At 61.3% G+C, this 19,904-nt stretch carries 16 protein-coding genes and 1 riboswitch; of the genes, 13 read left to right on the top strand and 3 right to left on the bottom strand.

The genetic code is table 11. The features are described from left to right. The first annotated feature begins 232 nt into the window (after positions 1-232). A riboswitch (cobalamin riboswitch) is annotated at positions 233-437 on the top strand. Between the two features lie 99 nt (positions 438-536). The 5 genes from cobW (at position 537) to AEQ63_RS03360 (ending at position 9,297) form a co-directional block, all read left to right on the top strand. Next, positions 537-1,601, top strand: a complete 1,065-nt coding sequence (cobW, locus tag AEQ63_RS03380) for a cobalamin biosynthesis protein CobW (protein ID WP_042610347.1) — start codon at positions 537-539, stop codon at positions 1,599-1,601. A gap of 3 nt (positions 1,602-1,604) precedes the next feature. After that, the gene (gene cobN, locus AEQ63_RS03375) at positions 1,605-5,453 is read left to right on the top strand and encodes a cobaltochelatase subunit CobN (RefSeq protein ID WP_064361776.1); all 3,849 of its coding nucleotides are present in this window, start codon (positions 1,605-1,607) and stop codon (positions 5,451-5,453) included. 217 nt (positions 5,454-5,670) lie between these two features. Further along, complete coding sequence (locus AEQ63_RS03370; RefSeq protein WP_064361775.1) at positions 5,671-6,681, top strand: ATP-binding protein; 1,011 nt, start codon at positions 5,671-5,673, stop codon at positions 6,679-6,681. Then, entirely contained in the window at positions 6,597-7,346 is a 750-nt protein-coding gene (locus tag AEQ63_RS03365) for a vWA domain-containing protein (RefSeq protein ID WP_082367698.1), read from the top strand. The genes AEQ63_RS03370 and AEQ63_RS03365 overlap by 85 nt, the downstream gene beginning before the upstream one ends. 391 nt (positions 7,347-7,737) lie before the next feature. Next, positions 7,738-9,297, top strand: a complete 1,560-nt coding sequence (locus tag AEQ63_RS03360; protein ID WP_064361773.1) for a TerC family protein — start codon at positions 7,738-7,740, stop codon at positions 9,295-9,297. A 138-nt stretch (positions 9,298-9,435) separates the two neighbouring features. On the opposite strand, the gene AEQ63_RS03355 is transcribed toward AEQ63_RS03360, so the two are convergent. Beyond that, positions 9,436-9,867, bottom strand: a complete 432-nt coding sequence (locus AEQ63_RS03355) for a thioredoxin family protein (protein WP_064361772.1) — start codon at positions 9,865-9,867, stop codon at positions 9,436-9,438. A gap of 335 nt (positions 9,868-10,202) precedes the next feature. Between AEQ63_RS03355 and AEQ63_RS03350 the strand changes: the two genes are divergently transcribed. The 8 genes from AEQ63_RS03350 (at position 10,203) to AEQ63_RS03315 (ending at position 16,852) form a co-directional block, all read left to right on the top strand. Beyond that, positions 10,203-11,051 carry a transporter substrate-binding domain-containing protein gene (locus AEQ63_RS03350; RefSeq protein WP_064361771.1) on the top strand — a complete coding sequence of 283 codons (849 nt, stop codon included), beginning with the start codon at positions 10,203-10,205 and terminating at the stop codon, positions 11,049-11,051. A 51-nt stretch (positions 11,052-11,102) separates the two neighbouring features. Beyond that, positions 11,103-11,765 carry an amino acid ABC transporter permease gene (locus AEQ63_RS03345; protein WP_024012746.1) on the top strand — a complete coding sequence of 221 codons (663 nt, stop codon included), beginning with the start codon at positions 11,103-11,105 and terminating at the stop codon, positions 11,763-11,765. 9 nt (positions 11,766-11,774) lie between these two features. Then, complete coding sequence (locus tag AEQ63_RS03340) at positions 11,775-12,437, top strand: amino acid ABC transporter permease (RefSeq protein ID WP_042610356.1); 663 nt, start codon at positions 11,775-11,777, stop codon at positions 12,435-12,437. Beyond that, positions 12,434-13,225, top strand: coding sequence for an amino acid ABC transporter ATP-binding protein (locus tag AEQ63_RS03335; protein ID WP_064361770.1), 792 nt, complete (start codon positions 12,434-12,436; stop codon positions 13,223-13,225). The genes AEQ63_RS03340 and AEQ63_RS03335 overlap by 4 nt, the downstream gene beginning before the upstream one ends. Positions 13,226-13,256: 31 nt before the next feature. Beyond that, the gene (locus AEQ63_RS03330; protein WP_042610358.1) at positions 13,257-13,646 is read left to right on the top strand and encodes a RidA family protein; all 390 of its coding nucleotides are present in this window, start codon (positions 13,257-13,259) and stop codon (positions 13,644-13,646) included. Positions 13,647-13,775: 129 nt separating this feature from the next. Then, on the top strand, positions 13,776-14,540 hold the full coding sequence (locus tag AEQ63_RS03325; protein WP_042610359.1) for an IclR family transcriptional regulator: 765 nt from the start codon (positions 13,776-13,778) through the stop codon (positions 14,538-14,540). Positions 14,541-14,578: 38 nt separating this feature from the next. Next, positions 14,579-15,793 carry an amino acid deaminase gene (locus tag AEQ63_RS03320; protein WP_064361769.1) on the top strand — a complete coding sequence of 405 codons (1,215 nt, stop codon included), beginning with the start codon at positions 14,579-14,581 and terminating at the stop codon, positions 15,791-15,793. Between the two features lie 135 nt (positions 15,794-15,928). After that, on the top strand, positions 15,929-16,852 hold the full coding sequence (locus AEQ63_RS03315; RefSeq protein WP_064361768.1) for a sugar kinase: 924 nt from the start codon (positions 15,929-15,931) through the stop codon (positions 16,850-16,852). 115 nt (positions 16,853-16,967) lie between these two features. Here the strand turns inward: AEQ63_RS03315 and AEQ63_RS03310 are convergent, their stop codons facing one another. Together AEQ63_RS03310 and AEQ63_RS03305 are read right to left on the bottom strand one after the other, a co-directional pair. After that, positions 16,968-17,243 carry a peptidylprolyl isomerase gene (locus tag AEQ63_RS03310; RefSeq protein ID WP_064361767.1) on the bottom strand — a complete coding sequence of 92 codons (276 nt, stop codon included), beginning with the start codon at positions 17,241-17,243 and terminating at the stop codon, positions 16,968-16,970. Positions 17,244-17,295: 52 nt separating this feature from the next. Beyond that, positions 17,296-19,833 carry a PAS domain-containing hybrid sensor histidine kinase/response regulator gene (locus tag AEQ63_RS03305; protein WP_064361766.1) on the bottom strand — a complete coding sequence of 846 codons (2,538 nt, stop codon included), beginning with the start codon at positions 19,831-19,833 and terminating at the stop codon, positions 17,296-17,298. Between the last annotated feature and the right edge of the window lie 71 nt (positions 19,834-19,904).

Below are 19,904 nucleotides of genomic sequence, written 5' to 3'. Positions count from 1 at the left end.
TCATATCCTGTTTCAAATTATCAATTTGGTTTTTGTAAAGAAATGTAATGCAGTTGTTCAATGGCTCTAATTCACGTTCTAGCGCGAGTTTCGTTTTAATGCGTGCATCCATATATGTAGGAAATAACTTACAGACAAATTTTTAAATGAGAACTGATCGCGGCTTATATATGAAAGATTCATGTTCATATAGCGGCGACGTTGCAGCTGTTGACCCGCCTCCCGGGCATGCGTAGCCTTGCGCTTCCGAGGTTCTTCGGCACTTGCCGAAGCTAAGAAGGGAACGCGGTCGAAGCCGCGGCTGCCCCCGCAACTGTGAACGGTGATGTTCGTTGCCACGCCACTGCAGGCTCAAGCCAGCGGGAAGGCGCAACGAATGCCAGGCCCGGCGCCTGAACACCGTCAGCCAGGAGACCTGCCTCGTCACAGATTCTCACTACAACCGGGCGGGGTGATCCGGTGGCGAATGCTTCCGACGCGCACGCGCGCTGCCGGTTCTCGTCCCGTATGCCCGCCGCTTGCCAAAGGGCATACCGATGAAAACACTGGCCAAACTTCCCGTCACTATCGTCACCGGTTTCCTCGGTTCGGGCAAAACCACGCTGCTGCGCCATATGCTCGACAACGCTCAGGGCCGGCGCATCGCGGTGATCGTCAATGAGTTTGGCGAGCTGGGCATCGACGGGGAAATCCTCAAGCAATGCACCATCGGCTGCACCGAAGAAGAGGCCAGCGGCCGGGTGTACGAATTGGCCAATGGCTGCCTGTGCTGCACGGTGCAGGAAGAGTTCTTCCCGGTAATGCGTGAACTGGTTGCCCGCCGGGGTGACCTCGATCACATCCTTATCGAAACCTCCGGCCTGGCCCTGCCCAAGCCGTTGGTGCAAGCCTTCCAGTGGCCGGAAATCCGCAGCGCCTGCACCGTCGACGCGGTGATCACCGTGGTCGACAGCCCGGCCGTCGCCGCTGGCACCTTTGCCGCGTTCCCGGATCAGGTCGATGCCCAGCGCAAGCTCGATCCGAATCTCGACCATGAATCGCCGCTGCACGAGCTGTTCGCCGATCAACTGGCCAGCGCCGATCTGGTCATCCTCAACAAGGCCGATCAGACCAGCCCGGAAGATCTGGCTCGGGTACGCGCTGAAGTCGCCGAAGAACTGCCGCCAGCAGTGAAAATCATCGAAGCCAGCAACGGTCGCCTGCCACTCGACGTGCTGATCGGCCTCGGTGCCGGTTCCGAGGAGCACATCGACAGCCGCCATAGCCACCACGATCACCACCACGACGGTGATGACGACGACCACGATCACGACGCCTTCGATTCGATCTCCATCGAACTGCCGCAGGCTGATGAAAGCCTGCTGCTCGATGCGTTGACGCAACTGGTGGTGCAACACGGCATCCTGCGCGTGAAAGGTTTCGCGGCAATTCCGAACAAGCCGATGCGCCTGTTGATCCAGGGTGTGGGCACGCGTTTCGACAAGCATTTCGACCGCCAGTGGGGCGCCGAAGAAGCCCGCGTCACGCGCCTGGTGCTGATCGGTCAGGAACTCGATGCTGCGCAGCTCGAAGCGCAATTGCGCGCTGCGCTCAGCGTTTAACTCATGCACCTGCTCAGGACCCAGCCCGGCGGATTCGTCTCGGATGACAACATTGCCGACCTCGGACAAACCCCGGCCGAGCTGGTAATCCTGTGCAGCGGCGATTCCAGCCTGGCGCTGCTCGCCGAAGCTGCGCAGCAATTGCCGGAGGATTATCCGAGCCTGCGTCTGGCCAACCCGATGCAGGTGCAGAATCACGCGTCGGTCGATCTGTACGTGGACCAAGTGCTGCGCCACGCCAAGGTCATTCTGATCTCGCTGCACGGCGGCATCGCCTATTGGCGCTATGGTGTCGAGCGGCTGATCGAACTGTCCGAACGCGGCGTGCAACTGATTCTGGTGCCCGGCGACGACCGCCCGGACCCCGAGCTCAGCGACTTGAGCACGGTCAGCGCCGAAGCACGGGATCGCCTCTGGCAATTCCTGCGTCAGGGCGGCATGGGCAATGCGCTGGATTTCTTCCGGTGCCTGGGCAACCAATGGTTCGCCCGCGATTACCCGTGGAGCGAACCGCAGACCCTGCCGCGAACGGCGATTTATCACCCACAGAAAAACAGCGCTGCCCTGAGCGACTGGCAAGCCGAGTGGCTGCCAGATCAACCAGTGGCGGCGCTGTTGTTTTATCGCTCGCACTTGCAAGCGGCGAACACCGCGTTCATCGATGTGTTCTGCCTGCGTTTACAGGCGGCCGGGCTCAATCCGCTGCCGATCGCGGTGGCCAGTCTGAAAGAACCGGGCTGCCTGTCGGTGGTCGAGGATTGGCTGGATGAGGTCGAGGCCGGGGTGATTCTCAACACCACCGGTTTTGCCCAATCGAGCCCCGAAGCGCCGCATCTGCGCCCGTTTCGCCGCAACATTCCGGTGATCCAGGCGATTTGCGCCCAGGACAACGAGCCCGGCTGGCGCGACAGCGAACAGGGCCTTGGGCCGCGCGATCTGGCGATGCACATTGCCTTGCCGGAGCTCGACGGGCGCATCATCAGTCGGCCGATCAGCTTCAAGGATCTGGCCTGGCGCAGCGAGCGCAGTCAGTCCGATGTGGTCTGCTACCGCGCCCAGCCCGAGCGCATGGATTTCGTCGCCGAACTGGCGCGGCGCTGGATCGATCTGGCGCGGGTGCCCAACGGCGAGAAACGCATCGCGCTGATCCTCGCCAACTACCCGACCCGCGACGGCCGCATCGGCAACGGTGTCGGCCTCGATACGCCGGCAGCGGCGCTGAACATCCTGCGCGCACTGCGCGAACACGGTTATCCGGTCACTGCCGAGTTGCCCGACAGCGGCACCGAGCTGATTCAGCAACTGCTCGGCGGGGTCAGCAATGACCTCGACAGCCTTGACCTGCGCCCATGCCAGCAAAGCCTGGCGATGGACGATTATCTGGCGATGTTCAACGCGCTGCCGGAAGCGAATCGCGCTGCGGTGCTCGAGCGGTGGGGATCGCCACACAACGATCCGATGTGCCGCGACGGGCGCCTGATGATCGCCGGCCTGCGGTTCGCTCTGACCTTCGTCGGCATTCAACCGGCGCGCGGGTATCAGGTCGATCCGAGCGCGGTGTATCACGACCCGGATCTGGTGCCGCCGCACGGCTATCTGGCGTTCTATTTCTGGTTGCGCAACACCTACGGCGCTCACGGCGTAATCCATGTCGGCAAGCACGGCAACCTTGAATGGCTGCCGGGCAAAGGCGTCGGTCTATCAGAGAATTGCTGGCCGGACGCACTGCTCGGGCCGTTACCGAATATCTATCCGTTTATCGTCAACGACCCGGGCGAGGGCGCCCAGGCCAAACGGCGCACGCAAGCGGTGATCATCGACCATTTGATGCCGCCGCTGACCCGCGCCGAGACCTATGGGCCGCTGCGCAATCTGGAGTTGCTCGCCGACGAATATTACGAGGCGCAACTGCTCGATCCGCGCCGCGCCCTTGAGCTTCAGCGCGACATTCTGCAACTGGTGCGTGACACGCAAATCGACCGCGAATTGCAGCTGGATGCTGCGCTCGACAGCGATGCCGATGCGGCGATCTGGCTGCCACGTCTGGACACTTATCTGTGCGATTTGAAGGAATCGCAGATTCGCGATGGCTTGCACATCTTCGGTGAGTCGCCGAGCGGGCGCTTGCGCATTGACACATTACTGGCGTTGCTGCGGATTCCGCGCGGTGACGGCAAGGGCGCGCAGTCGAGCCTGTTGCGGGCCTTGGCCAAGGCGTTTGAATTGGCCTTCGATCCGCTGGATTGCACATTGGCCGATCCGTGGAACGGCCCGCGACCGAGCGAGTTGCAGGCCGTCAGCGATGAACTGTGGCGCACCGCCGGCGACACCCGCGAACGCCTCGAACTGTTTGCCACCGACCTGATCTCCCAGACACTGCAATCCCCCTGTAGGAGTGAGCCTGCTCGCGATGGCGGCGGATCAGGCAATTCAGTGTTGAATGACACACCGCTATCGCGAGCAGGCTCGCTCCTACAGGGATCGGGGTGGTGTGATGTAAATGTAATCATCCAGTCCCTGCGCGAAGTCGTCGCCCCACGCCTCGACGCTTGCGGCCCGGCGGAAATGCGCGGTCTGCTCGACGCCCTCAGCGGTCGTTTCGTCCCGGCCGGCCCCAGCGGCGCACCCAGCCGTGGCCGCCTCGACGTGCTGCCCACCGGGCGCAACTTCTACTCGGTGGACGTGCGAAATCTGCCAACAACTACCGCGTGGCGCATCGGCTTCCAGTCCGCCACGCTGATTCTCGAACGGCATCTGCAGGATCACGGCGATCATTTGCGCCAGCTCGGCCTGTCCGTCTGGGGCACCGCGACCATGCGCACCGGCGGCGATGACATTGCTCAGGCCATGGCGCTGATGGGCGTGCGTCCGGTCTGGGCCACGGGCAGTCAGCGCGTGGATGATTTCGAGATTCTGCCGCTGAGTCTGCTCGATCGCCCAAGGGTCGACGTGACGCTGCGGGTTTCGGGTTTTTTCCGTGATGCCTTTGCCAATCTGATCCGCCTGTTCGACGCCGCCGTGCAAGCGGTGGCCGCGCTGGACGAACCGGACGACTTGAATCCACTGGCCGCCAAAGTGCGTGCCGAGCGCCAGGTTCTGTTGGAATCGGGCGTCGATGAAGATACCGCGCGGCGTCAGGCCGGCTGGCGGATCTTCGGCGCCAAGCCGGGGGCTTATGGCGCCGGTGTGCAAGGCGCGATCGACGGGCGTCTGTGGCAGACCCGCGAAGACCTCGCCGAGGTTTACCTGAACTGGGGCGCCTATGCTTACGGCGGCGCTGACGAGGGTACGGCGGCACGTGAGCAATTCAGCCAGCGCCTGAGCCAGGTGCAGGCAGTCCTGCAAAACCAGGACAACCGCGAGCATGACCTGCTCGATTCCAACGATTATTACCAGTTTCAGGGCGGCATGCTCGCTGCGGTGGAAAGCCTGCGCGGCGAGGCGGCGGCCAGCTATCACGGCGATCACAGTCAGCCGGATCTGCCGAAGATCCGTACCTTGAAGGAAGAGCTGAACCGCGTAGTGCGCTCGCGGGCAGCGAATCCGAAGTGGATCGACGGGGTCAAGCGTCACGGCTATAAAGGCGCGTTCGAACTCGCTGCGACCGTTGATAATCTGTTCGCCTTCGATGCGACCACGCAGTTGATCGATGATCATCAATACGCGTTGCTGGCGGATGCGTATTTGCTCGATCCGGCGACGCGGGATTTTGTCCGTGAGCATAATCCCCACGCGCTGCGCGACATGACCGAGCGCATGCTCGAGGCCCAGCAGCGGGGGATGTGGCAGGAGCCGGGGGCTTATAAAGAAGCGTTAGAGAATTTGCTCTTGGATATAGAGGAAGACATGTAACCGCTAAGAGCTACCCTCACCCCAGCCCTCTCCAGGAGGGAGAGGGAGCCGATCTTTAGCGCTGTCGAAATGTGTGTCGCACCGATGCATCAGGTCGACGGAACTCGAAAGACCAACACGGTCAGTTCCCTCTCCCTCTGGGAGAGGGCTAGGGTGAGGGCAACAACTGCCACACCTCAATTTCAAGACCACTCACGACCACGAAAGAGAAAACCTGATGACCGACACCCCGCATTTCCCGCTCTCCGCCGTGGTCGGCGCCGATGACCTGAAACTCGCCCTGTGCCTGACGGCCATCGACCCGAAAATCGGTGGCGTGCTGATCGAAGGTCCGCGTGGCATGGCCAAGTCGACACTGGCCCGGGGCTTGGCGGATCTGCTCGCCAGCGGCCAATTCGTCACCTTGCCGCTGGGTGCTACCGAGGAGCGTCTGGTCGGCACGCTCGATCTTGACGCCGCCCTGAGCGACGGTCGCGCGAAGTTTTCCCCGGGGGTGCTGGCCAAGGCCGACGGTGGCGTGCTGTACGTCGATGAAGTCAATCTGCTGCCCGATCACCTGGTGGACCTGCTGCTCGATGTCGCCGCCAGTGGCACCAACCTGATCGAGCGCGACGGCATTTCCCATCGACATTCGGCGAAATTCGTCCTGATCGGCACCATGAACCCGGAAGAGGGCGAGTTGCGCCCGCAATTGCTCGATCGGTTCGGCTTGAATGTCGCTCTCAGCGGCCATACCGCGCCGACCGAGCGCGGGCAGATCATTCGCCGACGGCTGGATTTCGACAGCGATCCGCAGGCGTTCTGCGCGCAGTGGGAAACCGAGCAACACGCCTTGCGCTCGCGCTGTGAAAGCGCCCGGAAGCTGTTGGTGGAAATCCCTCTGGACGATGCAGCATTGGCGCTGATTACCGAGCGTTGTTTCGCTGCTGGCGTCGATGGCTTGCGCGCCGATCTGGTGTGGTTGCGCGCGGCCCGCGCCCATGCCGCGTGGCGTGGCGCGGATGCGATTGCCGAGCAGGACATCGATGCCGTGGCCGAATTTGCCTTGCGCCATCGCCGTCGCGAACAACCTTCGGCCAACGCTGAGCCGCCTGCGCCACCGCCGTCAGGTGCAGAGAGCAAACCCGGCGAAGGGCAGGGCCAATGGGGCGAAATGCCGGCCACCGCGCAACTTGCCGGCGCCCGTCGCGAAGTCCCGAGCTGGCCGCCGCAGGCAAAAAAGCCCTAGGCATTCGCCCCCGATCCGACGCGGGGGCGAATGCCAGACCCCGCGCCGGACGACTCGCCAATGGTCGCCAGGGCCCACGGCAGAGCGCCAGCAGCGGTTCGGTGAACTGGCCGGGGACGCTGCTCAACGGTCGCCCTTGGAACCGCGCTGATCTGCTGTTTCAGCAGCGCACCCGTTCACCCCACGAAGTCTGGTTGGTGATCGTCGATGCGTCGGCCTCGACCCGTCGCCATCAGGCCTTGAGCGACGCCAAAGGCCTGCTCGCGCAATTGTTCGACGATGCCTACCGCCAGCGGGCGCGGCTGGCCTTGCTGACGGCCAGTGGGGCCGCGCGGAAGTGGCAGGTGCAGGGTTTGAAGGCATCCAGTGGCCTGCGTCTCTGGCTCGACGGTTTGGGCGCCGGTGGCGGCACGCCGTTGCTCGCGGCGCTGGAGCAGGCGCAGCAATGGCTGACGGTGCGGCGCAAACACTTTCCCACTGAAATGCAGCGCTGTCTGATCCTGACCGATGGTCGGGTGAAAGACCTGTCGGCGCTGCCAGCGTTGGCGTGCCCGGCACTGCTGATCGACATCGAGCGCGGGCCGATTCGACTGGGCCGGGCGAAGGAACTGGCGACAGCGCTGCAAGCGCAGTATCGGCATATCGATGAGCCGATTGCCCTCTGATACTTTCTGTGTTTGCTCGGGCCTCATCGCGAGCAGGCTCACTCCTACATTTGGAATGCGTTCCCCTGTAGGCGTGAGCCGGCTCGCGATGGGGCCAACACAGTCAACCCATCTCTCCAGGCTGTACAGATTTTGAAATGATTTGCCGCTGTGGAGCGGACCCTTCGACCCTGTACGCTCCAAGGCCATTTTTCATTCAGGATTTACATGAACACCCTCTCGGAGCCTCCCAGTCAGCACTCTCCAACGCGCCTTCGTGCGACCTTGATCCATTCGCAGCATCCCGTCTTCCGACTCCCGACTATGGTTGTTAACGCGGCTCTTGAGCCTTCGCGTTGCACTTCGCCGTGTCCGGCAGCCTGAATTCACTGAAGAGAGATCGAGACGTTTTATGGAATGGTTAGCGGATCCCACGGCCTGGTTAGGCCTGTTGACTCTGATCGTGCTGGAACTGGTGCTGGGTATCGACAACCTGGTGTTCATTGCAATCCTGGCCGACAAACTGCCGCCGCATCAGCGTGATCGCGCGCGCATCATCGGCCTGTCGCTGGCGTTGATCATGCGCCTGGGCCTGTTGGCGAGTATTTCCTGGCTGGTCACGCTGACGCAGCCGTTGTTCGAGGTGTTCGACAAGAGCTTCTCCGGGCGTGACCTGATCATGCTGTTCGGTGGGGTGTTCCTGTTGTTCAAGGCCACCATGGAATTGCACGAACGCCTCGAAGGCCACGTCGGCGAGCGCTCGACCAACACCGCCTATGCGCTGTTCTGGCCGATCGTGGCGCAAATCGTGGTGCTCGACGCGGTGTTCTCGCTCGACGCGGTGATAACCGCCGTGGGCATGGTCGATGAACTGGCAGTGATGATGATCGCGGTGATCATCTCCATCGGCCTGATGATCGTCGCCAGCAAACCGCTGACCCGTTTCGTCAACGCGCACCCGACCGTGATCATGCTGTGTCTGGGCTTCCTGATGATGATCGGTTTTGCCCTGACTGCAGAAGGTCTGGGTTTCCACATCCCGAAAGGTTATCTGTATGCGGCGATCGGGTTCTCGATCCTCATCGAAGTGTTCAACCAGATCGCCCGGGCACGCCGCAAACGCTCAATGCAGGGCTTGCGTCCGCTGCGCGAGCGCACTGCGCATGCGGTAATGCGCTTGCTCGGCGGGCGCAAACTCGCAGTGGAGGAGGTCGGTGAGGAGATTTCCGATTTGCTCGACAACGGTGAAGCGCCGGTTGCCGAGCTGTTCGACCGCCGTGAGCGGGTGATGATCAGCGGCGTGCTGCAACTGGCGGAACGGCCGATTCGCCAGCTGATGACGGTGCGCGCCGATGTCGATCTGATCGACCTGGCCGATGATGCCGAGACCATTCGTACGAAGTTGATGCATTCGTCCTACTCGCGCTTGCCGTTGATTCGCGATGGCGCGGTGGATGAGCCGTTGGGCTTCGTACACAAGAAGGAACTGCTCAAGGAGTATCTGGCCGGCAACGAGCCGAACCTTGAGCATCTGGCCCGCAAGACCCTCAATCTGCTCGAAAGTTATTCGATCCTCAATGCGCTGGAGCAAATGCGCGCGGCCTCGACGCACATTGCTTTCGTGGTCAACGAGTTCGGTGATTTTGTCGGCGTGCTGACCATGACAGATATCCTCGAGTCGATCGCCGGCGAGTTACCCGATGCCAGCGAAATCGAAGGCCCGGACGTGGTCGAAGAGCGTGGTGGATTCCTCGTCAGTGGTGCGCTGCCCTTGGCACGAGTGCGCCAGCGCACCGGCTTCGGCGCTGAGCCCACCGAGGACTATCAGACCATGGCCGGGTTGGTCATGAGTCTTCTGGATCGCTTGCCGATGATGGGCGACCGACTGGAATACGAAGGCTGGCAACTGACCGTCAAAGCCGTTGAAGAACGACGCGTCACGCGGGTGCTGCTGGAGCGTGCTGCCGCGTAATACTCGCGCTTTTTTTACCAGCTGTGCCGGCCTTTTCGCGAGCAGGCTCGCTCCCACATTGCAACGCGGTTCGATGTGGGAGCGAGCCTGCTCGCGAAGGCGATTTGGCATGCACTTCACATCTCTGGTGAGGCTCGTTCAGAACATCCGGCGCAGGCGTGCAAGTGGGACTGTACGCAAAGTACGGAGTGTTCGGCGTAACCAAGTCAGATCATGCGTTCGTTTGCGCGCGGCAACGGGCGCTTTGGTCTTGCCGATATGCACGGCAAAATCCCGCGCGAGAGTTTCTTCCGTCCCAATGCCTTTGAGCTTTTTGAGCAACCTGCCGTTTTTGTAGAACAGCACTGTAGGCGTGCCGGTCACGTTCGGATGGCGAGGCGATTGGCTGGTGTTGAGCATATAGATGTTGGCGCGCAGCCGGTAAGGCTCGGCAATCTGCCGAAAGATCGGCCCTGCCCATTCGCAGGCGGGGCAGTGTTCATTGGCGAAATAAAGAATGACCGGGCGCCAGGTTTTCAGGGCTTTGCGGTAAGTGGCAGGCAATGTGAAAAGAGGAATGTATGCGCTCATCAGGATCTCCTTTTCGACTGCGGCGATGCCTGCCACGCTAAATCAACCTCTACTTGACCACCACTGTCAGAGTTGACAGGTGACATTTGGCTATTTTGGTGCGCCGCGCCCTTGCATGTGGCGCGAATACCCGCCGGTTGTAGCCAAAGGTAGCGCGCGCTCAAAGCGCGCCCGGTAACCGCAGAATTACTTTCATCGCATCCACCTGATTTCCAAAAGATTTCATTGCGCTGCAGATTCCTTCTACAGCCTGTGGCACACTTTCTGCTGTCTATTCCGTAGTAACAAACCGTGTTCCGGTATAGCGGAATAAACACAATTCTGGAGTGCTTGCCATGCATCGCCGTCCTTCGTTATTCAAAGCGTGTGTTTTTGTTCTTGCAGCTTCTTCTTCGCTCGTCGGCCTGGTCCAAGCGGCCGACAGCAAGCTCGACAGTGTTCTCGCCCGTGGCAAGTTGATCGTGGGCACCGGCAGCACCAATGCGCCGTGGCACTTTCAAGGCGCGGACGGCAAGTTGCAGGGTTTTGATATCGACATCGCCAGGATGGTGGCCAAGGGGTTGTTCAACGACCCGAGCAAAGTCGAGTTTGTGGTGCAGTCGTCCGATGCGCGGATTCCCAATCTGCTGACCGACAAGGTAGACATGAGCTGCCAGTTCATCACCGTCACCGCCAGCCGTGCGCAGCAAGTGGCGTTCACCCTGCCGTATTACCGCGAAGGTGTCGGCCTGCTGTTGCCGAACAACAGCAAGTACAAGGAAATCGAAGACCTGCAAGCGGCAGGCGATGACGTCACCGTGGCGGTGCTGCAGAACGTGTACGCCGAAGAATTGGTGCATCAGGCGTTGCCCAAGGCCAAGGTCGATCAGTACGACAGCGTCGACCTGATGTATCAGGCGGTGAACTCCGGCCGCGCCGATGCCGCCGCCACCGATCAGTCGTCGGTCAAATACCTGATGGTGCAGAACCCTGGCCGTTACCGCAGCCCGAGCTATGCCTGGAGCCCGCAGACTTACGCCTGTGCGGTCAAGCGCGGCGATCAGGACTGGCTGAACTTCGTCAACACCGCGCTGCATGAAGCCATGACAGGCGTTGAATTCCCGACCTACGCGGCATCATTCAAGCAATGGTTCGGCGTGGACCTGCCATCTCCAGCCATCGGTTTCCCAGTCGAATTCAAATGATCCCGTGAGAGTGGGGCGGTTACCGTCGCCCCGCTCAAGGTACTGCTGACCATGAACTATCAGTTGAACTTTGCCGCCGTGTGGCGCGATTTCGACACCTTGCTGGCGGGGCTCGGTCTGGGCTTGCAGTTGGCGCTGGTGTCGATCGCCATCGGCTGCGTGATCGGCCTGCTGATGGCGTTTGCCTTGCTGTCGAAGCATCGCGCCTTGCGGGTGCTGGCCTCGGTGTACGTCACGGTGGTGCGTAATACGCCGATCCTGGTGTTGATTCTGTTGATCTACTTTGCACTGCCAAGTCTCGGGATTCGTCTGGACAAGATTCCCTCGTTCATCATCACGCTGTCGCTGTATGCCGGCGCGTACCTGACCGAAGTGTTCCGTGGTGGCTTGCTGAGCATCCCCAAAGGGCAGCGCGAAGCTGGCCTGGCGATCGGCCTCGGCGAGTGGCAAGTGAAGGCCTACGTCACCGTGCCGGTGATGCTGCGCAACGTCTTGCCGGCGCTGTCGAACAACTTCATTTCGCTGTTCAAGGACACTTCGCTGGCCGCTGCGATTGCGGTGCCGGAGCTGACCTATTACGCGCGCAAGATCAACGTCGAAAGCTACCGGGTGATCGAAACCTGGCTGGTGACCACGGCGTTGTATGTCGCGGCCTGTTACCTCATTGCCATGCTGCTGCGTTACCTCGAGCAGCGTCTGGCGATCCGTCGATAGGAGGCTGCGATGTACCAATCTCCCAGTTGGTTGCATGAATTGTGGCTCGCCCGCGAGCCGTTGTGGCAGGGCTTTCTGACCAGCGTGCAAGTCTCGGCGCTGGCCATCGTCCTTGGCACTTTGCTCGGTGTGGTTGCCGGTCTGGTGCTGACTTATGGCAAGTTCTGGATGCGCGCACCGTTCCGCGTTTACGTCGATCTGATTCGCGGCACGCCAGTGTTCGTGCTGGTGCTGGCCTGCTTTTACATGGCGCCGGCGCTCGGTTGGCAGATCAGCGCGTTTCAGGCCGGTGCCCTGGGCCTGACGCTGTTCTGCGGCTCCCACGTCGCCGAAATCGTGCGCGGCGCGCTGCAAGCCTTACCGCGCGGGCAGATGGAGGCGGGCAAAGCCATCGGCCTGACGTTCTACCAATCCCTTGGCTACGTACTGTTGCCTCAGGCATTGCGGCAGATCCTGCCGACCTGGGTCAATTCGTCGACCGAAATCGTCAAAGCCTCGACTTTGCTTTCGGTGATCGGCGTCGCCGAACTGCTGCTCAGCACGCAACAGATCATCGCCCGGAATTTCATGACCCTGGAGTTCTACCTGTTCGCCGGTTTTCTGTTCTTCGTCATCAACTACGGCATCGAATTACTCGGCCGGCACATTGAAAAGCGGGTGGCCCTGCCATGACTCAAGCTCACGTTGCTTCACAGGATCAGGCGCTGCTGGACATTCGCGGCCTGCACAAACAGTACGGCGCGGTGGAAGTGCTCAAGGGTGTCGACCTGAGCATGCAGCGCGGCAACGTCGTCACCCTGATCGGCTCCAGCGGTTCGGGCAAGACCACGCTGCTGCGTTGCGTGAACATGCTCGAAGAATTCCAGGGCGGGCAGATCCTGCTCGACGGCGAATCCATCGGCTACGACGAGGTCAACGGCAAACGCGTGCGTCATCCTGAAAAAGTCATTGCTCGCCATCGCGCGATGACTGGCATGGCCTTCCAGCAGTTCAACCTGTTTCCGCACCTGACCGCGTTGCAGAACGTCACGTTGGGCCTGCTCAAGGTGAAGAAGATGCACAAGGATGAAGCCGTGGTGCTCGCCGAAAAATGGCTGGAGCGTGTCGGCCTGCTGGAGCGGCGCAATCACTTTCCCGGTCAGTTGTCCGGCGGCCAGCAACAGCGGGTGGCCATCGCCCGGGCGATTGCGATGAACCCGAGCCTGATGCTCTTCGACGAAGTCACTTCGGCCCTCGACCCGGAGCTGGTCGGTGAGGTGCTCAACGTTATCAAGGGTCTGGCCGAAGACGGCATGACCATGTTGCTGGTGACCCACGAAATGCGGTTTGCCTTTGAGGTCTCGGACAAGATCGTTTTCATGAATCAAGGGCGGATCGAAGAGCAGGGACCTCCCAAGGAACTGTTCGAACGCCCGCAATCGCCGCGTCTGGCGGAATTTCTCAAGAGCACGCGGTTTTGAATCTGTACTTTTGCAATCAGGAGAAACACCCATGAGCATTACGCGTTACGGCACCGGCAGCACCGCCGCCGGCGGCCAGCCTCGTCCATTTGCCCGCGCTGTGGAAGCGGATGGCTGGCTGCACGTGTCCGGTCAGGTACCGGCGGTGGATGGCGAGATCATTGTCGGCGGCATCGTCGAGCAGACCCACCAGACCATGAAGAACCTGGTCGCGATTCTCGAAGAGGCCGGTTATGGCCTTGAGGACGTGGTTCGTGCCGGTGTGTGGCTGGACGATCCACGGGATTTCAGCAGCTTCAACAAGGTTTTCGCCGAGTATTTCAAGCCCGAACACGCCCCGGCCCGGGCGTGTGTGCAGGCGAGCATGATGGTGGATTGCAAGGTTGAGATTGACTGCATTGCCTACAAGAAAAAGGCCTGATACACCGCGGCTCTTGTAGGAGCTGCCGAAGGCTGCGATCTTTTGGCATTTTTGGATGCGCCAGAAAGGCAAGATCAAAAGATCGCAGCCTGCGGCAGCTCCTACAGGGAATATCGAGTGAGTAATGACATGACCGAAGACACCATCAAGCGCCGGGCACGCGGTCTGGACCGGGCGTTCGATATCCTCGATTTTCTCAAGGAAATCGGCCAGCCCTTGCGCCCCAATGATATCGCCAACGGCATTGGCAGTCCGAAATCCACGGTCTACGAACTGGTCGCCTCCTTGCTGGAGCGGCGCATTCTGGAGCCAGTGGGCAAGGACGGCCACGTCTATCTGGGCCGCCAGTTGTACTTCCTCGGTCAGGCCCATCTGCGTCATTTCGATCTCAGCCGCGAGGCCGATCAGGCCTTGCAGGAGATCGTCAGCCAGACCCGCGAAACCGCGCAGATGTGCCTGCTGAACGGGCGCAAATATACGGTCGCGTTGATGAAGGAGGGTGAGCGGCATTTCCGCATCTCCTCCGACATCGGTGAAAACGCGCCGATCCCGTGGACCGCCTCCGGGCGCCTGCTGCTCGCGCACTTGAGCGATCAGCAGATCATCGACCTGATCGACGAGGACGACTACATCCTGCCCGACGGCGAGCGCCTGCCGCTGGAACGCTTTCTGGCGGAGATTCGTCAGGCCGGCATCGATGGCTTTTTCTCCTTCGACAGCGTCGCCGACACCTTCACCCATTGCTTCGCCGCGCCGGTCAAAGACCCGCAGGGCGTGGCGATTTGTACCCTGTGCATCGTCGCTCCGCGCGCCGATGCGAAAAACAACTACAACGACTATCGCCGGGTGCTGATTGAAAGCGCCAACAGCCTCGCCCGGCGGATCAACGAATAACCGCGGCTGCCTGCGGCCGCGACTGTGAGGATCGGACCATGACCACTGCCATCAACTCTGCCGTAGACAAAGGTGACGCCGCGATTGGCGCGCAACTGACCCGCGACGTCAGCCTGCCCGCGCTGGTGCTGCACCGCGAGGCGCTGGAGCACAACATCCGCTGGATGCAGAAATTTGTCAGCGACAGCGGCGCCGAACTCGCGCCCCACGGCAAAACCAGCATGACCCCGGCGCTGTTCAAGCGGCAGTTCGACGCGGGTGCCTGGGGCATCACTCTCGCCAGCGCCACCCAGACCCGCGCCGCTTACGCCCATGGCGTGCGCCGGGTGTTGATGGCCAATCAACTGGTCGGCACGCCGAACATGGCGTTGATTGCCGATCTGCTCGCTGATCCGACGTTCGATTTCCATTGCATGGTCGATCACCCGGACAACGTCGCCGACCTCGGGGCTTACTTCGCGGCCCGTGGGGTCAGGCTCAACGTGATGATCGAATACGGCGTGGTCGGCGGGCGCTGCGGTTGCCGCAGCGAGCAGGAAGTCATCGAGCTGGCCAAGGCCATCGATGCGCAACCGGCGCTGGCCCTGACCGGTATCGAAGGTTATGAGGGCGTGATCCACGGCGATCACGCGGTCAGCGGCATTCGCGAATTTGCCGCGTCGCTGGTACGCCTGGCCGTGCAGTTGCAGGACAGCGGCGCTTTCGCAATCGCCAAACCGATCATCACCGCATCGGGTTCGGCCTGGTATGACCTGATTGCCGAATCCTTCGAAACGCAGAACGCCGCTGGGCGTTTCCTCAGCGTGTTGCGCCCGGGCAGTTACGTGGCGCACGACCATGGCATCTACAAAGAAGCGCAGTGCTGCGTGCTCGAGCGTCGCAGCGATCTCCACGAAGGCCTGCGCCCGGCGCTGGAAGTCTGGGCCCATGTGCAATCGTTGCCGGAACCGGGTTTTGCGGTGATCGCCCTGGGCAAACGTGACGTCGCATTCGATGCCGGTCTGCCGGTGCCGCTGTTGCGCTACAAGGCCGGCGTGGTGCCGGCGGTGGGGGATGATGTCGGTGCGTGCAAGGTCACGGCGGTGATGGATCAGCATGCATTCATGACCGTGGCACCGGGTGTAGAACTGCGGGTCGGCGACATCATTTCCTTTGGTACTTCGCATCCGTGCCTGACGTTCGACAAATGGCGTGTTGGGTTGCTGGTGGATGATCAGTTGGCGGTCATCGAGACCATGGAAACTTGCTTCTAAGGCTTGAGATTGCGTTGCGGCGGCTGATCGCGAGCAGGCTCACTCCTACATTTGGAACGCATTTCAATTGTAGGAGTGAGCCTGCTCGCGATAGCACCAGAACAGCCACCACCGAACCCCCAGAGATCCCACCCGATGAAAATCCCCCGCAACACCCCGCGCATCGCCCTGATCGGCGAATGCATGATCGAACTGCAACAACGTGCCGATGGCAGTCTGCAGCAAAGTTTTGGTGGCGATACCCTCAATACCGCGGTGTACCTGTCCCGGGCCATGGGCGACGAGGCGCAGGTCGATTACGTCACTGCGCTGGGCGATGACAGTTTCAGCGACGCCATGTGCCAGATCTGGCGCAGCGAGGGCATCGGCCTGGACAGGGTGCAACGCTTGCCGGGCCGTTTGCCCGGTTTGTACTGCATCCAGACCGATGCCAACGGCGAGCGGCGATTTCTGTACTGGCGCAACGAAGCGGCGGTACGCGATTGCTTTACCACGCCCGCGGCCGAGCCGATCCTCGCTGCGCTGCCGGACTACGACGTGCTGTATTTCAGCGGCATCACCCTCGCCGTACTCGGCATGCAAGGCCGCGCCCGACTGATCAGGACGTTGAGCGAAGCGCGGCAGCGCGATGCGCGCATCGTGTTCGACAACAACTATCGCCCACGCCTGTGGGCTTCGGTGGAGGAGGCGCGGGCGGCGTATCGCAGCGTCCTGCCTTATGTCGATCTGGCGTTGCTGACCGTGGACGATGAACAGGCGTTGTTCGGGTTTGCCGACGCGCAAGAGGTGTTCGCCGCCTACGCGCAGTTCGGCACACCGGAGGTGGTACTCAAGCGTGGCGCCGAGGCGTGTCTGATTCGTTGCGCGGGGGAGACGTTTGAAGTGCCGGCGCACAAGGTCGACAAGGTAGTCGACACCACGGCGGCGGGGGATTCGTTCAGCGCCGCGTATCTGGCCAGGCGCTTGCTCGGCGGCAGTCCGGCAGAGGCCGCGCAGGCGGGGCATGAATTGGCCAGCCGGGTGATACAGGTGCCCGGAGCGCTGATCCCCCGAACTTGAAATGCAATTCCTGTAAGAGCTGCCGAAGGCTGCGATCTTTTGATCTGGATCCGCAAAAGCAAGATCAAAAGATCGCAGCCTCGTTGCACTCGTCAGCTCCTACGGCGAGCAGCGATCAATCCCGATAAAACACCTGCACCAGGTGATAGCCAAACTTGCTCTTGATCGGCCCATGCACGGTGCGCAGCGGTTTCTTGAAGATCACCGCGTCAATCGCGCCGACCATCTGTCCCGGGCGCACTTCACCCAGGTCGCCGCCGCGTTTGCCGGACGGGCAGGTCGAGAATTTCTTCGACAGGACATCGAACGCTTCGCCCTTGGCGATGCGCTGTTTGAGTTGTTCGGCCTCTTCGGCGGTTTTCACCAGAATGTGGCGGGGTTGGGCTTTCATCGTTCAATACCTGATAACGGGGTGACAGCGGGGCGCGCGATTATGCCCCAACTCACGGCCTCGGGTTGCTCAACTTGCGGATCTTGCTTGCCAGCACTTCAAGGACGAAGGGTTTGGCGACCATGTCCATGCCTTCTTCGAGAAAGCCGTGACGCTCGGCAACAATCTGCGCATAGCCGGTCATGAACAACACTTTCAGACTCGGACGATGCTGGCGAGCGATCTCGGCCAACTGGCGGCCGTTCATGCCGGGCAGCCCGACATCGGTGACCAGCAGATCGACGCGTTGCGCGGATTCGAGCAAGGGCAGGGCGGTCTGGGCGTTCTCCGCTTCGACGGTTTTGTAGCCCAGTTCCTTGAGCAGATCGAGCACCAGCATGCGCACTGCCGGGTCATCCTCGACCACGATAGCGGTCTCGCCGGAGGATGAAGCGGCGATCGGCTCGGCGGTTTCGATTGAGGTGGTTTCCGTTGTCGGCTCCAGCAAACGCGGCAAGTACAGGCGCACGCAAGTGCCTTGGCCCGGCACACTGTCGAGGCTTACATGTCCGCCGGACTGCTGGGCGAATCCGTAAATCATCGACAACCCCAGGCCGGTGCCCTGGCCGATCGGTTTGGTGGTGAAAAACGGATCGAACGCCTTGGCCCGAATCGACGGGGTCATGCCGGTGCCATTGTCACTGACCGCGAGCATCACGTATTCCCCGGCCTTCACCGGCTCGAGAATGGTGATGTCGCTGCTGTCGAGATACACGTTCGCGGTCTGGATAAGTAACGTGCCGCCTTCCGGCATCGCATCGCGGGCGTTGATCACCAGATTGAGCAGAGCATTTTCCAACTGACTGACGTCGGTGCTGACCGGCCACACATCGTCGGGCAGGCGCAGTTGCAGATCGATCGGATCGCCTTTGGTGCGGCGGATCAGGTCTTCCAGCGAATGCACCAGCTCGTTGACGTTCAGTTGCTTGCGATCCAGCGACTGGCGCCGCGAGAACGCCAGCAAACGATGGGTCAGCGCCGCCGCGCGATTGGCCGATGAGACCGCCGCTTCGGTGAAACGGCCGATCTCGTCGGCGCGACCATTGGCGATGTAGCGCTGCATCAGGTCGAGACTGCCGATGATGCCGGTGAGCATGTTATTGAAGTCGTGGGCGATGCCGCCGGTGAGCTGGCCGACAGCCTCCATTTTTTGCGCGTGACGCAAGGCATCTTCCGCGCGCTCGCGTTCGAACATCTCGTTCTGCAGACGCTGATTGGCCTGGGCCAGTTGTTCGGTGCGTGCGCTGACCCGCTCTTCAAGCGTTTCATTGAGATTGCGCAAGGCTTCTTCGGTTTTCTTGCGCTCGGTTTCGTCGATCACAAAGATGTAGAAGCCGTTCACCGCACCGTCCGCGCCATGACGTGGCAGATAGTTCATCAAGGCATGACGGATGCTGCCATCGCGGTGTGGGGTGTAGAAACTGAAAGAACAGGAGCGTCCGGCCAGCGCTTCGGCAATGTACGGTGCGCGCAGGAAGTAGGCTTCTTCGCCAACCACTTCGCGGATCGTGCGCCCGTACAATTCCTGCGGCGTCAGGCCGTACCAATCGAGGTACGCCGCGTTGTTCAGGCGAAAACGCTCTTCGGCGTCGACATAGCTGATCAGAATCGGCATGGCGTTGATGATCAGTTGCAGCTCGGTCTGGCTCTGACGCAGCGCCTGTTCGGTGTGTTTGCGTTCGGTCAGGTCCAGCGCCGCGCCGAGGAAGCGCATGGGTCGACCGTGATGATCCTTGTAGCAGCGCCCGCGCGCGAAGACCCAGCGCAGCGTGCCGTCCGCTTGCAACAGGCGGTACTCCTCGGCGTACTCGGTGCCGTGGGTGATGCAGTGCTTGATGCCACGCGCGACCATGGCGCGGTCTTCCGGGTGCACGCCGTGCAGGTAGTCGCTGATCGGCAGCTGTGCGGCGGCGGCCGGATCAACACCGTGCAGTTCGGCAAAGTGCGCGTCGGCAATGAAACGGTCTTCGCCAATGTCCCAGTCCCACGTGCCGACGGCATCAGCCGCGGCCAGGGCCAGTTGCAGGCGTTCTTCGGACTGACGCTGGGCCTTGAGGCTTTCCTCGGAGCGGCGCTGCAATTCCAGGGCGATGCGTCGGCGTTCGTTGGTTTCGATGGCCGTGATCAGAATTCCCGCCACTTGTGCGCTTTCATCACGAATCGGGCTGTAGGTCAGATCCAGCCAGAAGTCGGTTTTTTTGCCGTCGCGCTGCACCGTGAAACGCTGCTCACTGAAGCTGCGAACCTGTCCCTGCAACACCGCTTGATAAATCGGCTCGGAAAAATCCCGCACTTCCGGCCAGACCTCATGCGTCGGCTGTCCGAACGCTTGCGGATGCTTGCTGCCGGCGAGCAGGGCGAAACCATTGTTGTAGATCTGCGTCAGCTCAGGGCCCCATAACAGCAGCATCGGCATCGGTGAATGAATCACGATATCCACTGCCGTGCGCAGGCTCTGCGGCCAGGTGCCGGCAGCGCCCAGCGGGCTGCGGCTCCAGTCGGTGCGGGCAATCAGGGCCTGAGCGTCATCGGTGGTGGGTACAGCATTCATGTTTCAATCCTGAGCGTGGTTCGGTGAGACGAGGTCTATCATTGTTGCAGGAGCCGCGCCAAGCGTAGGCC

Source organism: Pseudomonas sp. RIT-PI-o (assembly GCF_001297215.1).
Taxonomy (GTDB): domain Bacteria; phylum Pseudomonadota; class Gammaproteobacteria; order Pseudomonadales; family Pseudomonadaceae; genus Aquipseudomonas; species Aquipseudomonas moraviensis_A.
This window is presented reverse-complemented; position numbering and strand designations above follow the sequence as displayed.